The 22,494-nt window shown below is 69.4% G+C and carries 16 protein-coding genes and 1 pseudogene; 7 read left to right on the top strand and 10 right to left on the bottom strand.

Going from position 1 to position 22,494, the window contains the following annotated elements; all coding sequences use genetic code 11:
* Nucleotides 1-301 precede the first annotated feature (301 nt).
* Genes sbcB through JMO03_RS11710 form a run of 3 tightly spaced genes read left to right on the top strand, consistent with a single transcriptional unit; the run spans nt 302 to nt 3,058 of the window.
* Nucleotides 302-1,792 carry an exodeoxyribonuclease I gene (gene sbcB / locus JMO03_RS11720; RefSeq protein WP_202843521.1) on the top strand — a complete coding sequence of 497 codons (1,491 nt, stop codon included), beginning with the start codon at nt 302-304 and terminating at the stop codon, nt 1,790-1,792.
* Nucleotides 1,793-1,834: 42 nt separating this feature from the next.
* A complete protein-coding gene (locus JMO03_RS11715) occupies nt 1,835-2,521 on the top strand; it encodes a DUF2461 domain-containing protein (protein ID WP_202843519.1) in 687 nt (228 codons plus the stop codon).
* Between the two features lie 3 nt (nt 2,522-2,524).
* Complete coding sequence (locus tag JMO03_RS11710) at nt 2,525-3,058, top strand: DUF2939 domain-containing protein (RefSeq protein ID WP_202843517.1); 534 nt, start codon at nt 2,525-2,527, stop codon at nt 3,056-3,058.
* Nucleotides 3,059-3,214: 156 nt separating this feature from the next.
* On the opposite strand, the gene JMO03_RS11705 is transcribed toward JMO03_RS11710, so the two are convergent.
* The 4 genes from JMO03_RS11705 to JMO03_RS11690 all read right to left on the bottom strand — a co-directional run bounded on the left by JMO03_RS11705 (nt 3,215) and on the right by JMO03_RS11690 (nt 12,012).
* Nucleotides 3,215-4,129, bottom strand: a complete 915-nt coding sequence (locus tag JMO03_RS11705) for a 5'-nucleotidase (protein WP_202843516.1) — start codon at nt 4,127-4,129, stop codon at nt 3,215-3,217.
* Nucleotides 4,130-4,610: 481 nt separating this feature from the next.
* Nucleotides 4,611-5,381, bottom strand: a complete 771-nt coding sequence (locus tag JMO03_RS11700; RefSeq protein ID WP_202843515.1) for an NAD kinase — start codon at nt 5,379-5,381, stop codon at nt 4,611-4,613.
* Nucleotides 5,382-5,711: 330 nt separating this feature from the next.
* Nucleotides 5,712-10,700, bottom strand: a complete 4,989-nt coding sequence (locus tag JMO03_RS11695) for an NAD-glutamate dehydrogenase (RefSeq protein ID WP_202843514.1) — start codon at nt 10,698-10,700, stop codon at nt 5,712-5,714.
* A 163-nt stretch (nt 10,701-10,863) separates the two neighbouring features.
* Nucleotides 10,864-12,012: an acyl-CoA dehydrogenase family protein gene (locus JMO03_RS11690; RefSeq protein WP_202843512.1), complete on the bottom strand. Its 1,149-nt coding sequence runs from the start codon at nt 12,010-12,012 to the stop codon at nt 10,864-10,866.
* A gap of 169 nt (nt 12,013-12,181) precedes the next feature.
* Here JMO03_RS11690 and JMO03_RS11685 point away from each other — a divergent pair.
* From JMO03_RS11685 to metH, 3 genes and pseudogenes are all read left to right on the top strand, one after another.
* Nucleotides 12,182-13,108, top strand: a pseudogene (locus tag JMO03_RS11685) (ArsR/SmtB family transcription factor); the annotation flags it as partial.
* Nucleotides 13,109-13,170: 62 nt separating this feature from the next.
* The gene (locus JMO03_RS11680; RefSeq protein ID WP_202843508.1) at nt 13,171-14,265 is read left to right on the top strand and encodes a homocysteine S-methyltransferase family protein; all 1,095 of its coding nucleotides are present in this window, start codon (nt 13,171-13,173) and stop codon (nt 14,263-14,265) included.
* Between the two features lie 112 nt (nt 14,266-14,377).
* Complete coding sequence (gene metH, locus JMO03_RS11675; protein ID WP_202843506.1) at nt 14,378-17,107, top strand: methionine synthase; 2,730 nt, start codon at nt 14,378-14,380, stop codon at nt 17,105-17,107.
* A gap of 85 nt (nt 17,108-17,192) precedes the next feature.
* On the opposite strand, the gene JMO03_RS11670 is transcribed toward metH, so the two are convergent.
* The 6 genes from JMO03_RS11670 to JMO03_RS11645 all read right to left on the bottom strand — a co-directional run bounded on the left by JMO03_RS11670 (nt 17,193) and on the right by JMO03_RS11645 (nt 21,858).
* Nucleotides 17,193-17,804: a DUF2058 domain-containing protein gene (locus tag JMO03_RS11670; protein WP_337926408.1), complete on the bottom strand. Its 612-nt coding sequence runs from the start codon at nt 17,802-17,804 to the stop codon at nt 17,193-17,195.
* Between the two features lie 14 nt (nt 17,805-17,818).
* Entirely contained in the window at nt 17,819-18,034 is a 216-nt protein-coding gene (locus tag JMO03_RS11665; RefSeq protein WP_202843504.1) for a SlyX family protein, read from the bottom strand.
* Nucleotides 18,034-19,386: a UDP-glucose dehydrogenase family protein gene (locus tag JMO03_RS11660; protein WP_202843503.1), complete on the bottom strand. Its 1,353-nt coding sequence runs from the start codon at nt 19,384-19,386 to the stop codon at nt 18,034-18,036. The genes JMO03_RS11665 and JMO03_RS11660 overlap by 1 nt, the downstream gene beginning before the upstream one ends.
* A 21-nt stretch (nt 19,387-19,407) precedes the next feature.
* The gene (locus tag JMO03_RS11655) at nt 19,408-20,175 is read right to left on the bottom strand and encodes an FKBP-type peptidyl-prolyl cis-trans isomerase (protein ID WP_238346119.1); all 768 of its coding nucleotides are present in this window, start codon (nt 20,173-20,175) and stop codon (nt 19,408-19,410) included.
* Between the two features lie 81 nt (nt 20,176-20,256).
* The gene (locus JMO03_RS11650; protein WP_202843499.1) at nt 20,257-21,186 is read right to left on the bottom strand and encodes an FKBP-type peptidyl-prolyl cis-trans isomerase; all 930 of its coding nucleotides are present in this window, start codon (nt 21,184-21,186) and stop codon (nt 20,257-20,259) included.
* A 114-nt stretch (nt 21,187-21,300) separates the two neighbouring features.
* Entirely contained in the window at nt 21,301-21,858 is a 558-nt protein-coding gene (locus tag JMO03_RS11645) for a glutathione peroxidase (protein WP_202843497.1), read from the bottom strand.
* Between the two features lie 141 nt (nt 21,859-21,999).
* Between JMO03_RS11645 and JMO03_RS11640 the strand changes: the two genes are divergently transcribed.
* The gene (locus tag JMO03_RS11640) at nt 22,000-22,491 is read left to right on the top strand and encodes a hypothetical protein (RefSeq protein ID WP_202843496.1); all 492 of its coding nucleotides are present in this window, start codon (nt 22,000-22,002) and stop codon (nt 22,489-22,491) included.
* The last annotated feature ends 3 nt before the right edge of the window (nt 22,492-22,494 follow it).

Genomic DNA, 22,494 nt, shown 5'->3' with positions numbered 1-22,494 from the left:
CCGGGCGCTGCAGGGCCATGGCGCCGGACCGGCGGGTCGCGGCTGAAGCCGCTCCTACGGGCCGGCGTCGCGGCTTCGACGTCGTGTCCGCGCGCTTGGGTGCGACCGACGCCGGGGTGGCACCACGTGGTCGGATGCGCAGCGATCGACGCCGCCGTCGCGACCCGCCTGAAACCGCTGCGCTCCTCCGTAGGAGCGCCTTCAGGCGCGACCCGGGCGCTGCAGGGCCATGGCGCCGAACCGGCGGGTCGCGGCTGAAGCCGCTCCTACACGCGGCTGAGGGCGCTTCTACAATAGGGGCATGCCTGCCAGCTTCCTCTTCTACGACCTCGAGACCTTCGGCGCCGATCCGCGTCGTTCGCGCATCGCCCAGTTCGCCGCGATCCGCACCGACGAGGCGCTCGAGGAGATCGACGAGCCTGTCGACTTCCTGGTGCGCCCGGCCGACGACCTGCTACCGTCGCCGGATGCGTCGATGGTCACGGGGCTCTCGCCGCAGCACGCGCTGGCAGGCGGCGTGTCCGAGGCCGAGGCGTTCTCGCGCATCTTCGACGAGATGTCGCGGCCGCAGACCTGCACCCTCGGCTACAACTCGCTGCGCTTCGACGACGAATTCGTGCGATTCGGCCTGTACCGCAATTTCTTCGATGCCTACGAGCGCGAATGGCGCGGCGGCAACTCGCGCTGGGACCTGCTCGACGCGATGCGGCTGGCGCATGCACTGCGCCCGGACGGCATCGCCTGGCCCGAGCGCGAAGACGGCAGGGGCACCTCGTTCAAGCTCGAGCACCTGGCCGCGGCGAACGGGGTGCGCGTCGGCGATGCCCACGAGGCGCTGTCGGACGTGCGCGCGCTGATCGGCCTCGCCCGTCGCTTCCGCCGGAGCCAGCCGCGGTTGTGGGACTACGCCCTGCAACTGCGCGACAAGCGCTTCGCCGCCAGCCTGGTGGACACGGTGGCGATGACGCCGCTGCTGCACGTGTCCCAGCGCTATCCGGCAAGCCGCCTGTGCGCCGCCCCGGTGCTGCCGCTGGCACGCCACCCACGCTTCGACACGCGCGTGATCGTGTTCGACCTCGACAGCGAACCCGATGCCCTGCTCGACCTCGACGCCGAAACGATCGCGACGCGCCTGTACCTGCGCGCCGACGCCTTGCCCGAGGGCGAGAGCCGGATCGCGCTCAAGGAAGTCCACCTCAACCGCTGCCCGGCGCTGGTGCGTTGGGACCACCTGCGCGAACAGGACCTGGCGCGGCTGGCGATCGAACCCGCGCGGATCGAGCAGCGTGCCTCGCGATTGCGCGCCGCGGGCCCCGCGCTCGCGGAGAAGCTGCGAAGGGTGTACGCCATCGAACGCGAACTCCCGCCCAGCGATACCGACGGCGCGCTCTACGGCGGCTTCCTGCCCGACGGCGACAAGCGGCTGTTCGCGGACGTGCGGGCCACGCCGCCCGCGCAACTGGGCACGCGGCACTTCGGCTTCCGGGATCCGCGCCTGGTCGAACTGCTGTTCCGCTACCGGGCACGCAACTGGCCCGGGACGCTGGACCACGCCGAACGCGCTCGCTGGGACGACTACCGTCGCGCGCGCCTCGCCGACGGCAGCGGCCTGTCGGAGCTCGGGTTCACGCAGTATTTCCAGCGGATCGCGACACTGCGGGCCGAGCATGCCACCGATGCCGACCGCCTTCAGCTGCTCGGCCAGCTGCAGGACTGGGGCATGGACCTCGCCCGCGGCCTGGGCAGCGTCGCCGCAGAGGCCGCCACCGGCGCACCCGCTTCTTCCCCCTGACGGCCGACGCCGTCGACTGCGCCCCACCATCCCGATCAACGCATGACCACCTACTTCACCGACAAGAGCCTCAAGTTCCTGCGCGCCCTCGCCCGCCACAACGAGCGCGCGTGGTTCCAGGACCATCGCGACGACTACGAAACCCACGTGCGCGAGCCGTTCCAGCGCCTGCTGGCCGACCTGCAGGCGCCGCTGGCCAAAGTGAGCGCGCACTACCGCGCCGATCCCGCGAAGGTCGGCGGTTCGCTGTTCCGCATCCACCGCGACACCCGTTTCGCCAACGACAAGACGCCCTACAAGGGCTGGCAGGGCGCGCGCCTGCTCCACGAGCGCAGCCGGCAGGTCCCCGCGCCCTCGTTCTACCTGCACCTGCAGCCGGGCAACTGCTTCATGGGCGGCGGCATCTGGCACCCGGAACTGCCGGTACAGCGCCGCATCCGCCAGTTCATCTTCGACAATCCCGGCGGCTGGGAGGCCGCGGCGCGCGGGCCCGGGTTCCGCCGCCGCTTCGACCTCGACGACGAGGACATGCTGGTGCGTGCTCCGCGCGGCTTTCCGGAGGATTTCGTCTTCATCGACGACCTGCGGCATCGCAACTTCGTCGCCTGGCGCGGAATCGACGACGGCACGATGCTCGGCCCGCGTCTGCTACCGACCCTGGCGAAGGATCTGCAGGCGCTGGCCCCGTTCATGGACTATCTTTGCGCCGCGCTCGACCTGGAGTTCTGACCCATGCGCAAGTGGATCGCCCTGGCCATCCTGATGCTTGTCGCCGTGCTGGCGTATGCCGCGGCGGGTCCGTACCTGACGATCCACGCGATCGGCAAGGCGGTGCGCGAGGAGAATGCGCGTGCGCTGGCGAAGCACGTCGATTTCCCGCCGCTGCGCGCCAGCCTCAAGGCGCAGCTCGGCGACCGGCTGGTGCGCGGCGTGGGCATCGACGCGCAATCGGGGCTGCTCGGCGCGCTCGGCATGACCGTGGCCAATGAGCTGGCCGGCGGCGCGGTCGAGCTGATGGTCACGCCCTACGGCCTGGGTGCGCTGATGGAGGGCCGCAAGGTCTGGAACCGCGCCAGCGGCACGCCGCCGCCGCGCAGGGGCGAGAGCGAAACCCTCCGGCCCGATCCGCTGCGCGATGCCCAGCGCCGCTACGAGTCGACATCGCGCTTCACCGCCACCGTCCATACCGAGGATGGCGCGCCGATCGTGTTCGTCCTGACCCGGGACGGCCTGCGCTGGAAGCTCTCGGACATCGTGTTGCCGTAGGTCGGCCCTGGCCCGCCCTCGCAAGCTCTGCCTGCCCAGGCAAGCCGGCACCTACCTTCCGGCATGGGAGCCCCACGCCCCGCTCTGGCGATGCACCCGCAGGCGCTGCCGGATCGTCTTCCGCCGCAGAATCTCCGAAGGCGAGTCCGGCCCACCCTATGCGTTCGAAATGCCGTGCGGAACGTGGCCGGCGAGGACGTGCTGGCGGGCGCTGTCGATATTGTGCGCGGAATCGTCGAAGAAGATGTCGGCGCCGAAGGCTTCGAGGAACGGCCCCTTGGCGCGGCCACCGAGGAACAGTGCTTCGTCCAGGCGCACACCCCACTCGCGCAGGGTGCGGATCACGCGCTCGTGCGCCGGCGCCGATCGGGCGGTAACCAGGGCGGTGCGGATCGGGGCGGCCTCGCCCGCGGGAAACGCGGCCTGCAGGTCGTGCAGGGCCGAAAGGAAGGCGCGGAACGGGCCGCCGGAGAGTGGCTCGCGGGCGCGTTCGATCTCGTGGCGGTGGAAGGCGTCGATGCCGCCTTCGCGCGAGACGCGCTCGCCCTCGTCGCCGAAGATCACCGCGTCGCCGTCGAAGGCGATGCGGATCTGCTCGCTGGCCATGGTGCCGGGCTTGGCGCGGTCCGGGAGGATGGTGGCGGCGGCGACGCCGTTGGCCAGCGCCTGGCGCACCGACTCCGGGTTCGCCGACAGGAACAGCTGCGCGCCGAACGGGCGGATGTAGGGCCAGGTGGGCTCGCCCGAGGTGAAGGTGGCACGCGAGATCGGCAGCTTGTGGTGCTGGATCGAGTTGAAGATGCGCAGGCCGGTGTCGGCGGAGTTGCGCGAAAGCAGGATTACCTCGACCCGCGGCGCCTCGGGCGGCGCGGCGATGTTGAGCGCCAGCAGCTTGCGGACCAGGGAGAAGGCGATGCCGGGTTCCAGTACGTCGTCCTCGTGGGTGCGCTGGTACTCCGAATAGGGCTCGATGCCCTCGCGTTCGAACAGGGCGTGGCTGTCCTCGAGGTCGAACAGCGCGCGCGAGGAGATGGCGATGGTGAGGACCGCGACGGGTTCTTTGCCGGACATGGGGGGATTATGGCGCGGGTGCCGTGCCGCGTGGGGATGCGGCCCTGACGAGGCGGGTGCGGGCTGCCTGGCGAACGGTGGCGCGGGCTGGTGCCGCAGCCGCGGAGCGGTGGCCCGCATGCCATCCCGGGCATGGCGACGCATGACATTCCGGGCGGAGCCACCGATGACATCCCGAGCGAGGCGAGGGATCTTCGTCTTGCGTCGCGCGGGGAGCGAGATCCCCCGCTTCGCTCGGGATGACAGCGCGGCGGGATGACTGCGCGATGGGATGACAAACGGATCGGGATGAGAGCCGGATCGGGATCGCGGATCGGGCTGGCGATCGGGTCGGGACGATGACCGACCGCGGACGACAACGCGGCAGGCAGGAGAGATTCGATCCGGCCGGGGTACACGCCCACCGGACTCGTGCGTAGTGTCGGTGAGTCGACGCCCGCGGATAGCCGCACCAAGAGGGCGGCGTCCACCCTCCGGGCGCTCAGGCCTCGAACTGCTCGCTGAGGATGCGTTCCTCGAGGTTGTGCTCGGGGTCGAACAGCATGGTCACGGTACGCTCGCGCGATTCGCGGATCATCACCTCTACCACGTCGCGTACCTCGTGCGAGTCGGCGGTGGCGCTGACCGGGCGCTTGAACGGATCGAGCACGCGGAAGCGCACCTCGGTATCGGCCTTGAGCATCGCGCCGCGCCAGCGCCTGGGGCGGAAGGCGGCGATCGGCGTCAGCGCGATCACGCTCGCGCCCAGCGGCAGGATCGGACCGTGCGCCGAGTAGTTGTAGGCGGTGCTGCCGGCGGCGGTGGCCACCATCACGCCGTCGGCGATCAGTTCGTCGAGCCGCTGCTTGCCGTTGAGTTCGATCGACAGGTGCGCGGCCTGGCGGGTTTGTCGCAGCAGCGAGACTTCGTTGTACGCCAGCGAACCGACGGTGGCCCCGGATTCGGTCTGCGCGATCATTTCCAGCGGATGCAGCACCGCCGGCTCGGCCACGCGGATGCGCTCGAGCAGGTCGTCCTGCCGATACTGGTTCATGAGGAAGCCGACGGTCCCCAGCTTCATGCCGAACACCGGCCTGGCGAGGCTGCCGTAGCGATGCAGGGTCTGCAGCATGAAGCCGTCGCCACCCAGCGCGCAGAGCACGTCCGCCTCGTCGGGCTGGCACTGGCCGTGGCGCGTCGTCAGCGCGGCGAGCGCCTCCTGGGCGTCGTCGATCTGGCTGGCGAGGAAGGCGATGCGTGGCGTCGTGCTCATCCGCGGCTCCTGCTCGGTCGACGATGGAGCATAACCCGATCGCCGGCGTCCCAGCGCAGGTGGAAGCGCCTTTCAACCGCCGTACGGCCGGGCCTCCACGGTCTTCGTTGCGGATTTCACGCAAGACGCCCGGTCCCGTACATGGGAGGACGGCGGGGATCGCCACGAAGCCGCCACACCGAGCCAGCGCACACTGACGTCCTCGCGTGCGCGGGGCCCGGTGTCGCTCGTTCCAGCGCTGGCCGGAAAAGGTGGTCGCGCCTGAAGGCGCTCCTACACGAACGTCGACGGGCGGAACCGGCCGCGGCATGGCCGCGGCCGGCGCGTGGATCAGCCGCGTTGCGCCAGTTGCGACAGGCGCTGCACCGCGACCGACACGGTCGGGTAGTCCAGGATCTTCTGCGCCGCTAGCTCGGTCAGCATCGCCAAGGTGAAGCGCAGCGTGGGATCGTCGCGCTCCAGCCAGTGGCGCACCATGTCCTCCGCGCCGTCGCCCGGCATCGCCAGCACTTGGCCGACGATGGTCCGCTGTTGCGCGGCGAGTTCCTCGCGCAGCACGCCGCGCGCCACCGCGTGCCAGCGGCCGTCGACCTGGAGGGCGTCGATCTGCTCGGCCAGCCACGGCACGCGCAGCGCCTCGCCGACGCGGAAGTACAGCCTGGCCACGTCCACCGGGCGCCGCCTGCGCTCGGTCGCCAGCTCGATGATGTCGGCGCAGGGCTCCAGGTACGGCAGCGCGGCGAGCTGGCCGGCCAGGTCCGCCGGCACGCCGTTGGCGAGCCACTCGGCCAGGCTGGCCTCGTACGCGGGGCGCTGGGAGTCGGGGAGGATGTTCTCGCCGGCACGGATGTCGCGGAAGCCGTCGTGGTAGCGATTGACCGCGGTGGTGATGTCCGGGATCGCGCCCGGCCGCGACAGCAGCCAGCGGGTGAACGAGCGCTGCAGGTTCCAGATCACCAGCAATGCGTCGATCTGCACCGCTTCGGGGACCTTGCCGTCGAGCGCGTCGATCTCCACCCACAGCGCGCGCGCCTCCAGCGTCTCGCGGGTGATGGTGAAGGCCTTGGCGACGTCGCCGATGCTGCGGCCGCTGTCCTCCTGCATGCGCAGCAGGAAGGTCGCGCCCATGCGGTTGATCATGGTGTTGGTCACCGCCGTGGCGATGATCTCGCGCTTGAGCCGGTGCTGCTCCATCGCCTGCGCGTACTTCTTCTGCAGCGGCTGCGGGAAGTAGCGCTGCAGTTCCTTGGACAGGTACGGATCCTCGGGCACGTCCGAGCGCAGCAGTTCGTCGAACGCGACCAGCTTGGAGTACGACAGCAGCACGGCGAGTTCGGGGCGGGTCAGGCCTTGACCGCGCGCCTTGCGCTCGGCGATCTCGGCGTCCGAAGGCAGGTATTCGATCTGCCGGTCCAGCAGCCCCTGCTGCTCGAGCGTGCGGATGAAGTGCTGCTTGGAGCCCAGGCGCGAGACGCTCATCCGCTCCATCAGGCTGATCGCCTGGTTCTGGCGGTAGTTGTCCCACAGCACCAGCTGCGCGACCTCGTCCGTCATCGAGGCGAGCAGCCTGTTGCGCGCCTCCATCTTGAGCTTGCCGTCCTGCACCTGGGCGTTGAGCAGGATCTTGATGTTGACCTCGTGGTCGGAGGTGTCGACGCCGGCGGAGTTGTCGATGAAGTCGGTGTTGAGCAGCACGCCGTGCTGCGCCGCCTCGATCCGGCCGAGCTGGGTCAGCCCCAGGTTGCCGCCCTCGCCCACCACCCGGCAGCGCAGGTCGCGGCCGTCGACGCGGATGGCATTGTTGGCGCGGTCGCCGACATCGGCGTGCTGCTCGCGGCTGCACTTGACGTAGGTGCCGATACCGCCGTTCCACAGCAGGTCCACCGGGGCGCGCAGGATCGCGGACAGCAGGTCGTTGGGCGCCATCGCGCCGGTTCCGTCCGGCAGGCCGAGCGCGACGCAGGCTTCTGGCGACAGCGAAATCGACTTCAGCGTGCGCGAATACACGCCGCCGCCCTTCGAGATCAGGGCCGTGTCGTAGTCGGCCCAGCTAGAGCGCGGCAGCGCGAACATCCGCTCGCGCTCGGCGAACGAGCGCGCGGCGTCGGGCTGCGGGTCGATGAAGATGTGGCGATGGTCGAACGCCGCCACCAGGCGGATGTGCCTGGACAGCAGCATGCCGTTGCCGAACACGTCGCCGGACATGTCGCCGATGCCCACGCAGGTGAAGTCCTGCGCCTGCGAATCGTGGCCCAGGGCGCGGAAGTGGCGCTTGACCGATTCCCACGCGCCGCGCGCGGTGATGCCCATGCCCTTGTGGTCGTAGCCGACCGAGCCGCCCGAGGCGAACGCGTCCGCCAGCCAGAACCCGTAATCGGCGGAGATGCCGTTGGCGATGTCGGAGAACGTGGCGGTGCCCTTGTCGGCCGCGACCACGAGGTACGGGTCGTCCTGGTCGTGGCGCACCACGTTCACGGGCGGCACGATGCGGCCGTCGACGATGTTGTCGGTCAGGTCCAGCAGGCCGCTGATGAACAGCCGGTAGCAGGCCACGCCCTCGGCGAACAGCGCGTCGCGGTCGCCGCCGGCGGGCGGACGCTTGACGATGAAGCCGCCCTTCGAGCCGACCGGGACGATCACCGTGTTCTTCACCATCTGCGCCTTGACCAGGCCCAGCACCTCGGTACGGAAGTCCTCGCGCCGGTCGGACCAGCGCAGGCCGCCTCGCGCGACCGCGCCGAAGCGCAGGTGGATGCCTTCGACCCGCGGGCCGTAGACGAAGATCTCGCGGTACGGACGTGGCTTCGGCAGCTCCGGCACCCGCGAAGAATCGAACTTGAACGCGATCGTCTCCTTGAAGCCGCCGTCGGCGGTGCGCTGGTAGTAGCTGGTGCGAAGCGTGGCGTCGACCAGGCCCATGAAGCTGCGCAGGATGCGGTCCTCGTCGAGGCTCGAGACGGTGTCGAGCAGCGCCTTGAGCGCCCCGCGCGTGGTCTCGTAGCGGACCTCGCGTTCCTGGCGGCGGGCCTCGATCACCGGGGCGAGCAGCGCCATCGTGGGCTTGTCGCCGGCGGCGAGGGCCTGCAACTGGCCGGCGAAGGCGTCGGCTTCCAGGCTGGCATCCGGTCCGCGGCCATGGGCCGGGTCGAAGCGCGCCTCGAAAAGTTCCACCAGCAGGCGCGCGATCAGCGGGTTGCGCGCGAACGTTTCCTCGACGTAACTCTGCGAGAACGGCACGCCGACCTGCTGCAGGTAGCGCGCGTAGCCGCGCAGCAACGCGACCTGGCGCCAGCGCAGCGACGCGCCGAGGATCAGCCGGTTGAGCCCGTCGTTCTCGGCGTCGCCGCGCCACAGGCGCTCGAAGGCCTCGCCGAAATCGGCGCCCGCGCGATCGACGTCGAGCCCGGCCACGCCCGACTCGACCTCGAAGTCCTGGATGTACACCGGTGCGCCGTCGACCTCGATCCGGTAGGGATGCTCGGTGATCACCCGCAGGCCGAGGTTCTCCATCATCGGCAGCGCATCCGACAGCGGGATGTCGCCGCGCTGGCGGTACAGCTTGAAGCGCAGCGCGCCTTCGCCCGGAAGCGCATGCGGCGACTGCTGCAGGCTCAGCTGCAGGTCGTCCGAGCCCTGCAGCGCGGCCAGCCGTTCGACGTCGGTCGCCGCGATCGCCGGGGTCGCGTTCTCGATGTAGCCAGCCGGCAGCGCGCGGCCGTAGCGGCCGGCGAGCGCGAGACCCTGTTCCTCGCCATGGCGCGCCACCAGCTCGTCGCGCAGGTCGTCCTGCCAGTTGCGGACGATGACCGCCAGTTCGCGCTCGAGCTGCGCCTGGTCGACCTCGAACGGCTCGCCGCCGCGGGGGCGCACGATCAGGTGCACCTGGGCCAGCGGCGACTCGCCGATCAGCACGCTGGCGTCGACGTGGTCGGCATGCAGCGTCCGCCGCAGCATCGCCTCCACCCGCCTGCGCACCTCGGTGTTGAAGCGGTCGCGTGGGATGTAGACCAGCACCGAATAGAAGCGGCCGTAGCGGTCGCGGCGCAGGAACAGCCTGCTGCGCACGCGCTCCTGCAGGCCGAGCACGCCGGTGCCGAGGCGGTAGAGCTCCTCGGCGCTGGACTGGAACAGCTCGTCGCGCGGCAGCGTCTCGAGAATGTGCTTGAGCGCCTTGCCGCTGTGCCCTGTGGGCTTGAGCCCGGATTCGCTCATCACGTGTTCGTAGCGCTCGCGCACCAGCGGGATGTCCCACGGACGGCGCTTGTAGGCGCCCGACGTGTACAGGCCCAGGAAGCGCTGTTCCGACACCGCCCGTCCCTTGGCGTCGAAACCGAGCACGCCGATGTAGTCCATGTAACCGGGGCGATGCACGGTCGAGCGCGCATTTGTCTTGGTCAGCACCAGCGACTCGGCGAGCCCGTCGTGGCTCATCCGGTGCGCGGCCAGCGACTTCAGCGGCCGCCCCTTGCCCGTGCCGTTGCCGCGCAGCAATCCCAGTCCGCTGCCCTCGACCGGTGCCAGCAGTTCCTCGCCGCCCTGCCTGCGCACCTGGTATTCGCGGTAGCCGAAGAAGGTGAAATGGTCGTTCGCGGCCCAGCGCAGGAATTCCTGCGCCTCGCGACGCTCGGCATCGGTCACCGGGAGGCGACGGCTCGCGAGGTCGGCGGCGACCTGCTGCATCTTCTCGCGCATCGCGCTCCAGTCGGCCACGATCGCGCGCACGTCCGCCAGCACCCGGCCGATCGCGGACTCGATCGCGGCCATGCCCTCGGCGGTCTGGCGGTCGATCTCCAGGTGCATCACCGATTCGGTCTCGCCCTCGCCCACCGCCACCAGCCGGCCGGCGCGGTCGCGCGCAACCTGGATGACGGGATGGCCGAGCACGTGCAGGCCGATGCCGCGCTCGGCCAGGGCCATCGTCACCGAGTCCACGAGGAAGGGCATGTCGTCGTTGACGATCTGCAGCACGGTGTGCGGCGATTCCCAGCCGTGGGACTTGCGGTTCGGATTGAACAGGCGCACCAGCGCGGTACCGGGCTTGCGCCTGCGCATGAACTCGAGCAGGTCGGTCGCCAGCGCCGCCCAGCCCTCGGCGTCGTGCATCGGCAGCTCGTCCTCGGTCATGCGCCGGTAGAACGCGCTGGCGAAGGCGCCGGCATCGTCCTGCGCGGCCTTGCCGCTGCGCTTGCGGATCGCGGCAAAGATCGGCTCGAGCACGCCGGTGGCCGCGCCCGCATCGGACGCGGTGCGCTTGCGCGCGACGGGCTGACCGACGGGGTCCTTGGTTGCCTTGGCCTTGCTGGGTTTCGCGGGTGTCATGGGGAGCGGGCTCCGGATGGAGTAAGGCCCGCGTTCTCACGCGGGCCAGGATGGCGGGCGCACGCCACGGGGCGTACGCCTGGGAAGGAATGGGCGACCGGACCGCCTCCCGCATCGGGGTCGGCGGTACACCTGTCCGGGTGGCAGGCGGGCACGGGCAGCCTCAGCGCAGGCCGGTCTCGCTGCGGGCGATCACCAGCCGCTGGATCTCGCTGGTGCCCTCGTAGATCTCGGTGATCTTGGCGTCGCGGAAATAGCGCTCGATCGGCATTTCCTTCGAGTAGCCCATGCCGCCGTGGATCTGCACCGCCTGGTGGGCGATCCACATCGCCGCCTCGGACGCGGTGAGCTTGGCGATCGCGGCCTCGGCCGAGTACTTGCGGCCCTGGCCCTTGAGCCACGCGGCGCGCAGCGTCAGCAGCAACGAGGCGTCGAGCTTGCACTTCATGTCGGCGATCTTGGCCTGGGTCATCTGGAACGCGCCGATCGGCTGGCCGAAGGCCTTGCGCTCCTTCACGTAGGCCAGCGTCGCCTCGTAGGCGGCGCGGGCGATGCCGATCGCCTGCGAGGCGATGCCGATGCGACCGGCGTCGAGCACGCCCATGGCGATCCTGAAGCCTTCGCCTTCCTTGCCCAGCACGTCCTCGGCGCGCGCCACGTAGTCGCTGAACTCGATCTCGCAGGTGGCCGAGGCGCGGATGCCGAGCTTGGGTTCGGTCTTGCCGCGATGGAAACCCTCGCGCGTGGTGTCGACCAGGAACGCGGTGACACCGCGCGCGCCCTTGTCCGGCTCGGTCATCGCGAACAGCACGATGTACTTGGCTACCGGCCCGGAGGTGATCCAGCTCTTCTTGCCGTTGACGACGAAGCTGCCGTCGTCCTGCCTCACCGCGCGGCAGCGCATGGCGGTGGCGTCGGAGCCCGACTGCGGCTCGGTCAGCGCGAACGCGCCGATCTCCGCGCCTTCGGCGATCGCCCGTACGTACTGCTGTTTCTGCTCCTCGCTGCCGTGGGTCAGGATGCCGTTGCAGAACAGCGAGTTGTTGACCGACATGATGGTCGAGTGCGCGGCGTCGCCGGCGGCGATCTCGACCATGGCCAGCACGTAGGCGACCGGGTCCATGCCGGCACCGCCGTACTCGACCGGCACCTCGATGCCCATCAGGCCGTTCTCGCCCAGCAGGCGGATGTTCTCGAGCGGAAATTCGCCGGTGCGGTCGTGGTGCTCGGCGCTGGGCGCGATCTTCTCCTGCGCGATGCGCCGCGCGACGTCCTGGATCATCAACTGCTCTTCGCTGAACCCGAACTCCACGGCGACCTCTATCGTTTCCGAAGAAACCTTATTGTAGCCCGCGACCTGTCGCGAACCCTACCGGAGTCCTTCATCCCGCGTTGTGCGCGACGGCTGGCTCCATCGCCGTCGGGTTGACGCGCGAGGCTCGCCGGCACAGAATATCTCTATATCGCGATATGGAGATATTATGGACCTCGAAGCCTGGTCCGCCCGGCTCAAGGTGCTGGCCGACCCGACGCGCGTGCGCCTGCTGGCGCTGCTCGAAGGCGAGGAACTGACCGTCGCGGAGCTCTCCGCGATCACCCGCCTGGCCCAGCCGCGCGTGTCCACCCACCTGGCCAAGCTCAAGGAGGCGGGCCTGGTGCGCGACCGCCGGGCCGGAGTCTCGGCCTACTACCGCTTCGACGACGAATCCCTCGACCCGGCGCAGCGCGCCCTGTGGCAGGCCCTGTCCACCGGCAGCGACGATCCGCTGCTGCGCCAGGATGGCGAGCGCGTCGCCGGGGTGCTGGCGATGCGCGCGGCCGACCAGAACTGGGCCGATTCGGTCGCCGGCGACATGGAACGCCACTATTCCCCGGGCCGCACCTGGGAGGCGCTTGCACGCAGCGCGCTGCCGCTGCTCGATACCGGCGACGTGCTCGACATCGCCTCGGGCGACGGCGTGCTGGCCGAACTGCTGGCGCCGCACGCGCACCGCTACGTCTGCGTGGACAGCAGCAAGCGCGTGGTGGCCGCCGCGGCCGAACGCCTGCGCAAGTTCCGCAATGTCGAAGTGCGCGAGGGCGACATGCACGCGCTGCCGTTCGGCGACGGCGAGTTCGACCTGGTGGTGCTGATGCATGCGCTCACCTACGCCGACAAGCCGGCGCAGGCGGTGGCCGAGGCCGCGCGCGTGCTGCGTCCCGGCGGCCGGCTGCTGCTGTCGAGCCTGGCGCGGCACGAGCACCAGAACGTGGTCCAGGCCTACGGCCACGCCAACCTGGGCTTCGCCGACAAGGACCTGCGCCGCTTCGTGTCGCGCGCAGGGCTGGAGTTGGTGAACGCCGAGACCGTCACCCGCGAGAAGCGCCCGCCGCATTTCGAGGTGATCTCGATGATCGCCCGCAAGCCGTAGCGTAGGCCCGACGCTCGCCCATCCGCCAACTTTCCTTCCTTTCCGCGAACCGATCCTCCATGAACACCCTGCCCTGGCTCCACCCCGAACGCGTTGCCCTGCTGGAGGCGGCGCTGCGCGAACGCATCCTGGTGATCGACGGCGCCATGGGCACGATGATCCAGCGCCACGACCTGCAGGAAGCCGACTATCGCGGAGAGCGCTTCGCCGCAGGTTACGACCACGCCCACCAGGCCGCCCACGCGGGCCATGGTGCGAACTGCGGCCACGACCTCAAGGGAAACAACGACCTTCTGCTGCTGACCCGGCCCGACATCATCGCCGGCATCCACACCGCCTACCTCGAGGCCGGCGCCGACCTGGTCGAAACCAACACCTTCAACGCCACCTCGGTCAGCCAGTCCGACTACCACCTCGAGCACCTGGTCTACGAGCTCAACCGCGAAGGCGCGCGCGTCGCCCGCGAATGCTGCGACGCGATCGAAGCCGGCAACCCGGCAAAGCCGCGCTTCGTCATCGGCGTGCTCGGGCCGACCAGCCGCACCGCGTCGATCAGCCCGGACGTGAACGACCCGGGCTTCCGCAACACCAGCTTCGACGAACTGCGCGAGACCTATCGCGAGGCGATCGAAGGGCTGATCGACGGCGGCGCCGACACGCTGATGGTGGAAACCATCTTCGACACGCTCAATGCCAAGGCCGCGCTGTACGCGGTGGAGGAAGTGTTCGACGCGCGCGGCGGCCGGCTGCCGGTGATGATCTCCGGCACCATCACCGACGCCTCCGGGCGCACGCTGTCGGGCCAGACCGCCGAAGCGTTCTACGCCTCGGTCGCGCACGGGCGGCCGCTGTCGGTGGGCCTCAACTGCGCGCTGGGCGCGAAGGACCTGCGGCCGCACGTGGAGACGCTGGCGACCGTCGCCGACGGCTACGTCAGCGCGCATCCGAACGCCGGCCTGCCCAACGCCTTCGGCGGCTACGACGAGACCCCGGAAGAAATGGCTGAAGTGCTGAAGGAGTTCGCGCAGGCCGGCCTGCTCAACCTCGTCGGCGGCTGCTGCGGCACCTCGCCCGACCACATCCGCGCGATCGCGGACGCGGTAGCCGGCGTCGCGCCGCGCGCATTGCCGGCGCGGCTGGCGGAGGCCGCCTGACCATGACGTCCAGCAACGTACTTGCCCCCATCCGGCGTTTCGCGCCACCTTCCACCCGTGAAGGGCGCAATGCCCCGCCGAGCGGGGGAAGAGCCACGTCCTGCCTGCCCGCATGAACCCGATCCCGCGCCATACCCGCCTCAGCGGCCTCGAGCCGCTGCTGATCACCCCGGACCTGCTGTTCGTCAACATCGGCGAACGCACCAACGTCACCGGCAGCGCGCAGTTCCGCAAGATGATCAAGGAAGACCGCTACGAGGAAGCGGTCGAGGTCGCCCGGCAGCAGGTCGCCAGCGGCGCCCAGATCCTCGACGTCAACATGGATGAGGGCCTGATCGATTCCGAGAGGGCGATGACGCGCTTCCTCAACCTGATCATGTCGGAGCCGGACATCGCCCGGATCCCGATCATGGTGGACTCCTCGAAATGGAGCGTGATCGAGGCGGGCCTTAAGTGCCTGCAGGGCAAGAGCGTGGTCAACTCGATCTCGCTCAAGGAGGGTGAGGACGCGTTCGTCGAGCAGGCGCGCAAGGTGCTGCGCTACGGCGCCGCCGCGGTGGTGATGGCGTTCGACGAGGTCGGCCAGGCCGACACCTGCGAGCGCAAGGTGGAGATCTGCACGCGCGCCTACCGGATCCTGGTCGACCGGGTCGGGTTCCCGCCCGAGGACATCATCTTCGACCCGAACATCTTCGCGGTCGCCACCGGCATCGAGGAGCACGACAACTACGCGGTCGACTTCATCGAGGCCACGCGCATCATCCGGCAGACGCTTCCGCACTGCCACGTCTCCGGCGGCGTGTCCAACGTATCGTTCTCGTTCCGCGGCAACGAACTCGTGCGCCAGGCGATCCACAGCGTGTTCCTGTACCACGCGATCCGCGCCGGCATGGACATGGGCATCGTCAATGCCGGCGCCATGCCGATCTACGACGACCTGGACCCGGAACTGCGCGAGCGCGTCGAGGACGTGATCCTCAACCGTCGCAAGGACGGCACCGAACGGCTGCTGGAGCTCGCGGAGAAGTTCAAGGGCAGGAAGGGCGAGGCGCGGGTCGAGGACCTGTCGTGGCGCGAGAAGCCGGTTCGCGAGCGGCTTGCGCACGCGCTGGTGCACGGCATCGACGCCTACGCCGAGGTCGACACCGAAGAGGCGCGGCAGCAGTCCTCGCGGCCGCTGGACGTGATCGAAGGCCCACTGATGGACGGCATGAACATCGTCGGCGACCTGTTCGGTGCCGGCAAGATGTTCCTGCCGCAGGTGGTGAAGTCGGCGCGGGTGATGAAGAAAGCGGTGGCCTACCTGCTGCCCTTCATCGAGGCCGAGAAGCTGCGCACGGGCGATGTCGGAAAGAACAACGGCAAGATCGTGATGGCGACGGTCAAGGGCGACGTGCACGACATCGGCAAGAACATCGTCGGCGTGGTGCTGGCCTGCAACAACTTCGAGGTCGTCGACCTGGGGGTGATGGTGCCGACCCAGGTCATCCTCGACAAGGCGCGCGAAGTCGGCGCCGACGTCATCGGCCTGTCCGGGCTGATCACCCCGTCGCTGGAGGAGATGAGCCACGTCGCGCGCGAGATGCAGCGCCAGGGCTTCACCATGCCGCTGATGATCGGCGGCGCGACCACCTCGCGCGCGCACACCGCGCTCAAGATCGATCCGCACTACAAGGCGCCCACGGTATGGGTGAAGGACGCCTCGCGCGCGGTCGGCGTGGCGCAATCGCTGATCAGCCCCGAACTGCGCGAGAAGTTCGTCGCCGCCAATGATGCCGACTACGCCGAGATCCGCGAACGCCACCGCAACCGCGGCGACGCCAAGCGGCTGGTGCCGCTGGCCAAGGCGCGCGGCCAGAAGTTCGACGGTGGCTGGGATACATACGAACCGCCGGCACCGAGGCAACCCGGGCTGCACGTCTTCGACGACTATCCGTTGCAGGAACTGATCGCCTGCATGGACTGGACGCCGTTCTTCCAGGCCTGGGAACTGGCCGGCAAGTTCCCGGCGATCCTCGAAGACGCCATCGTCGGCCCGCAGGCGTCCGAGCTGTACCGCGACGCGCGCGCCATGCTCGACCGGATCGTGCGCGAGAAGTGGCTGACCGCGAAGGGCGTGTTCGGCCTGTGGCCGGCGAACAGCATCGGCGACGACGTGGAAGTGAGACTGGCCGATCCCGCGCAACCGGCTTCCAAATCACCAATTACCAATCACGAATCACGCTGCCTGCTGCACTTCCTGCGCCAGCAGGTCGACAAGCCCGCCGACCGGCCCGACTTCTGCCTGGCCGACTTCGTCGCGCCGAAGGACTCCGGCAGGCAGGACTGGATCGGGATGTTCGCCGTCACCGCGGGGATCGGCATCGACGCGCATGTCGCGCGCTTCGAGGCCGACCACGACGACTACAACGCGATCCTGCTCAAGGCGCTCGCCGACCGCCTCGCCGAGGCCTTCGCCGAACGCCTGCACCAGCGCGTGCGCAAGGAGTTCTGGGGCTACGCCGCCGACGAGGACCTCGACAACAACGCCCTGATCGCGGAGAAGTACCACGGCATTCGTCCCGCCCCCGGCTACCCGGCGTGTCCGGAGCACAGCGAGAAGGGCACCCTGTTCCGCCTGCTCGACGCCGGGCGCAACGCCGGCATGTCGCTGACCGAGAGCTTCGCGATGCTGCCGACCGCGGCGGTGTCTGGGTACTACTTCAGCCACCCGCAGAGCCAGTACTTCGTGGTCGGACGCGTCTCGAAGGAGCAGGCGCTGGACTACGCGAAACGCAAGGGCGTCGAGCTCGCGCAGGCCGAGCGCTGGCTGGCGTCGAACCTCGACTACGATCCCGAGTAGCGCCCGCCCCGCACGCACTGCAGCGGCAAGGATCGAGTCCGGCGACGGCAGGCCGGGCTGGACGCTCGCTCGCGACCTGCGTCGCCTACCAGACCAGGTCGTCCGGCACCTGGTATTGCGGGTCCGCGTAGGGATCGTCCGCCGCCGGCGCGTCCGGATCCACCTTCAGCGCGACCGATGGCGCGAACAGGGCTTCAGCCTGCGCCAGATCCTGGGCGGAGACCAGCAGGTAGCGTCCGTTGAGTTGCACCACGCCCAGTTCGCCGGCATTGAGCGCCGTGAGCTGGGCGGCATTGACATGGATGCGCTTGATCTTGCCGCCGTAGGGAAAATGGCGGGCGATCTCTGCCTCGGGATCGTTCAGCGTCCTGTCCCGCAGGAATGCCTCGAGCTTCGCGCGGGCCTCGCGGCGCTGGCGTGCTTCCTCCTGCCTCGCCCGCTCGGCCGCGATACGTTCGTCCTTTTCCTTCTGCGCGCGGATGGCGTAGGCCTTGGCGAGATCGATGTCCTCGCGCGTACGCGACGGCTTGCCCCCCTTGCGTGGGCTGCCGGGCCTGGGCGCGCCGGGTTTGGGTTTGTCGCCGCGATCCCGCTGCGGCGCCGCATCGCGCACCTGCGCCGGCTTCTGCGGGCGCGCCGGCTTGGCCGCGGGCTTGAAGCCGAGACCCAGCAATTGATCGCGCAATGTATCGCTCATGGCAATGGCTGGGATCAGTAATGGGGCGGCGGCGGTTCGAGCGCGGCATCGCCGGGACCGTCGCTCCGCGTCAGCTTCAGGTCCTCGAGCATGCGCCTCAACAGCTCGGCGTTCCCGGCCGACTCCAGCCGCATCGCGGTCAGGGCGTCGTTCAATTCGGAAATCACCTGCTCCTGGAACGCCAGGCGGGTCTCCAGTTCGACCAGGCGTTGCTCGAGCGCGTCGTCCATCAGGCCTGATCCTGGCGGATCGACCGGCCACGGCCGATCGCCCAGTAGGCGAGACCGGCGGCCTCGATCTCCGACGGCTCGTACAGGTTGCGGCCGTCGAACACGACCGCGTCGCGCAGGCTCTGTTTCAGGAAGGCGAAATGGGCGCTGCGGAACTGCTTCCACTCGGTGACGACGGCCAGCGCGTCGGCACCCTGCAAGGCCTCCTCGGCGGTACCGCAGAGCACGAAGTCCTCACGCTCGCCGAAGATGCGGCGCGCTTCCTCGCGCGCCTCGGGATCGAACGCGCGCACGCGCACGCCCGCGTCCCACAATTGCCGCAGCAGGCGCCGGCTCGAAGCCTCGCGCATGTCGTCGGTGTTCGGCTTGAACGCCAGCCCCCACAGCGCGACCGTCTTGCCGCGTAGCGCCTCGGCGGCGCCGTAGTGGCGCACGAACAGTTCGAACAGGTGTCCCTTCTGGCGGTCGTTCACCGCCTCCACCGCATTGAGCAGGAGCGGCTCGTGTCCGTGCTGCGCGGCGGTGCGCGACAGCGCCTGCACGTCCTTCGGGAAGCAGGAGCCGCCGTATCCCGCACCGGGGTAGATGAAATGCCAGCCGATGCGCGGGTCCGAACCGATGCCGCGGCGCACCTGCTCGATGTCGGCGCCGACCTGTTCGGCGATGTTCGCGATCTCGTTCATGAAGCTGATCTTGGTCGCGAGCATCGCATTGGCGGCGTACTTGGTCAGTTCGGCCGAGCGCACGTCCATCGCCACGATGCGGTCGTGGTTGCGGTTGAAAGGCGCGTACAACCTGCGCAGCTTCTCGATCGAGGCCGGTTCGGAACTGCCCAGTACGATCCGGTCCGGACGCATGCAGTCCTCGACCGCTGCGCCTTCCTTCAGGAACTCCGGGTTGGACACCACGTCGAAGCGGATGTCCACGCCGCGCGCGGCCAGCTCGGCCGCGATCGCCGCACGCACCTTCTCGGCGGTCCCCACCGGCACCGTCGACTTGTCGACGACGATCGCCGGTGCCCGCAGGTGGCGCCCGATCGTACGCGCCACCGCCAGCACGTACTGGAGGTCGGCGCTGCCGTCCTCGTCCGGCGGCGTGCCGACGGCGATGAACACGATCTCCGCCGACGCCACGGCCGAGGCCGCGTCGGTGGTGAACTTCAGGCGCCCGGCCGCGTGGTTGGCCTTGACCATCGGTTCCAGGCCGGGCTCGTAGATCGGGATCACGCCCCTGTCCAGACCGTCGATCTTGGCTTGGTCGATGTCCACGCAGACCACTTCGTGCCCGACTTCCGCCAGGCAGGTGCCGCTGACGAGGCCGACGTATCCGGTGCCGAAGATGGCGACATGCATTCCCTGCGGTCTCCTTCGCGCTTATTCGGCCGCGTTGACGATGTCGAGCAGTTCCACCTCGAACACCAGCGTGGCGTTCGGGCCGATCGGACCGCCCGGGGTGCCCTGCTCGCCATAGCCCAGCTTGCCCGGAATCCACAGCCTGTACTTGCTGCCCACCGGCATCAGCTGCAGGCCTTCCTGCCAGCCGGGCACGACCTGCGCCAGCGCGAACTCCACCGGCTCGCCGCGCGCATAGGAATCGTCGAAGGTCTCGCCGTCGAGCAGGGTGCCCTTGTAGTGCACGCGCACGGTGTCGCCGGCCTTCGGCTTCGCGCCCGAGCCTTCGGTCAGCGCCTGGTACTGCAGGCCGGACGCGGTCGTCTGCACGTCGGGCTTGCCGGCGTTCTCGGCGAGGAACTTCTCGCCCTCCTCCGCGTTCTTCCTGCCCGACTCCTGGATCTCGGCCATCTGCCGGGCTTGCATGCGCATGCTGAAGTCCTGCATGACCTGCATCGCCTCTTCCTGGGTCAGCAGCGGATCCTTGCCGTCGATCGTGGCCCTGACCGCCTTGAACAGCGTGTCCAGGTCGACCTCGTCCTTGGCCGTCTTCAGGCTGTCGCCGATCTGCATGCCGATCACGTAGCTGACCTGCTCCTTCTCCGTCTTCAGGCCGCCCTTCGCCGCGACCGCGGGCTTGTCGTCGCCACTGCCGTCGACCGGCTTGCCGGTCTCCTTGTCCAGCGGCTTGCAGGCCAGCAGCGCGACCGACAGCGCAACGCCGAGCACGGCCAGGGAGGTGGAACGCATCGAAACTTTCATCGGAAACTCCAGACGGAACACGAAAAGCAGGGGGACGAGGCCGGCGCAAGCGCGCCGGCGCGGGATTCTTCAGAGGATGCCGAGCAGCTCGACCTCGAACACCAGGGTGGCGTTCGGACCGATGAGCGGCGGGCTGCCGGCCTGGCCGTAGGCGAGCTCGCCGGGGATCCAGAACCGGTACTTGCTGCCGACCGGCATCAGGGTCAGCCCCTCGGTCCAGCCGGCGATGACCTGGTTGAGTCCGAACTCGGCCGGTTCGCCGCGCGCGATCGAGCTGTCGAACTCGGTGCCGTCGAGCAGGGTCCCGCGGTAGTGCACGCGGACCTGGTCGCCCGGCTTCGGCCGCGGACCCGAGCCGGGCCGCAATACGCTGTACTGCAGGCCCGAACCGGTGGCGAACACGCCCTTGGCGCCCCGGTTCCCGGCCAGGAACTCGGCGCCGGCCTGGCGGTTGGCCTCGGCCTTGCGCGCGGCCTCGCGCCTGGAGCGTTGTTCCAGCGCCGCCCGCACTTCGGAGGCCTGGTCGGTGGACAGCAGCGGCGTGCCGCCCTCGATCACGGTGCGCATCGCCTGCACCAGCACCGGCACCTCGATGGTGTCGGCCAGCGGCGCCAGCGAGCGGCCGACGTTGAGACCGGTCATCAACCCGACCTTGACCCGGTCGACCTGGGGCGGCTGCGTGCCCGGAGCCATGCCCGGGACCTGGCGCCCGCTGCGCACGGCCATGCGCTGCATCAGCGCCTGCCCGACCTGGGCGACGTCGGCTTCGGCGATCAGCGGCTCGCCGCCGGCGAGCGCATGCGCGACCGCGCGTTCGAAGCTCGCGTAGTCGATGTCCGGCCCGGCCGCCTCCAGCGAACGGCCGACGTCCATGCCGATCAGGTAGCTGATCCGCTCGCGCTCGCCATCCAGCGAGGTCGGCGCCTGGGCCTGCGCCGCGGCGCCTGCGAGCAACGCAGTCAGGCCCAGCGCGGCGATGCCACGCACGAAACGATTCATTGAAACGCAACTCCGGCACGCGCCGGCACATGCGACGCAATGGCACTATTGTCGCGAGCCGCAGCCGCGACGGCAATCGCGGCGCGCCCCGGCGGCCCGGCGGCGTTCAGCACCTCAGGCGCCGGGCGCGGGCGTCTTCAGCGCACGCTCGATCGCGGCGACGATCGCCGGGTCTTCCGGGATCGTGCGGCTGCCCCAGGAGGCGATGACCTTGCCGTCGCGACCGACCAGGTACTTGTGGAAATTCCAGCCGGGCGCTTCCCCGGTGATCCTGGAGAGGTCGCGGTACAGCGGCGTGGCGTCGTCGCCGATGACATGGACGCGCTCGAACATCGGAAACTTCACCCCATAGGTGAGGGTGCAGAATTCCTGAATCTGGGCCTCGTCGTCGAACTCCTGGCCCCTGAAATCGGCCGACGGAAAGCCGAGCACCGAAAACCCCTGATCCTTGTAGCGCGAATGCAGCGCTTCCAGTCCTTCGAACTGCGGCGTGAAACCGCACTTGCTCGCCGTATTGACGATCAGCAGCACCTGCCCCCCATAGGTGGCAGCGAGGTCGATCGGCTGTTTCCCGGTCAGCGGGCGGTAGCTGCGGTCGAGCAGGCCCGACGCAGCGACCGTCGCCGAAACTGCCAGCAGCGCCGCCGCCACAATGCATGTCATTGTTTTCATGGAAGTTTTCCGCAATGCCAGGGAATGGTAGCTAGGACCATGACTTCAGTTGGGTCGCGCTCGCACGCAAACCGCTTGCAACTGCCTGTCCTGGTGTTATAGTTGAATACAACACCTATCCACCAGAGCAGGACGTTCATCATGAACCGCAAGCTCCGCAACACGATACTGGCTTTCTCGGTCACCGGCATGGCGCTGGCGGTGGGCCTGCTGGCCGCGCAACCCGTCCTGCCCGACGATGCAGGCCGGGCCGGCGCGGTGGTCCAGGCAGCGGCGTCCGCGTCGACGCACAACGCCCCGCTCATCCCGCTCGCCGCGCTCGGCGCGACGGCCGACCCCGTCGCCGGGACGCCACCGGCATCCCTTCATGGCCGCGATCCCCGGTACCGGGCGGCGCTGGTCGATGCGGAGTCGCTGGAGCGCGTGATCGCGGCCACCGTCGGCTTCGTCGCCGCGGTCGCCACCGAAGCCGTGCTCGCCGATGACGAGACCGGGGCTGCCGCCGCCGGATCCGAGGAAGCCCCTGCGCGCACGCGCCGCAGCGGCAGCGTGCGCAGCGGCAGCGTGCGCAGCGCGATCGCCGTGCCCTACTTCTCGTTCGCCGGCGGGACCGGCCGCGGCGGCCGGAGCTGATGC

Source organism: Luteimonas saliphila, assembly GCF_016774335.1.
GTDB lineage: Bacteria > Pseudomonadota > Gammaproteobacteria > Xanthomonadales > Xanthomonadaceae > Luteimonas > Luteimonas saliphila.
The sequence above is the reverse complement of the archived record's forward strand: the minus strand, read 5'-3'. Positions and strand labels throughout refer to the sequence as shown.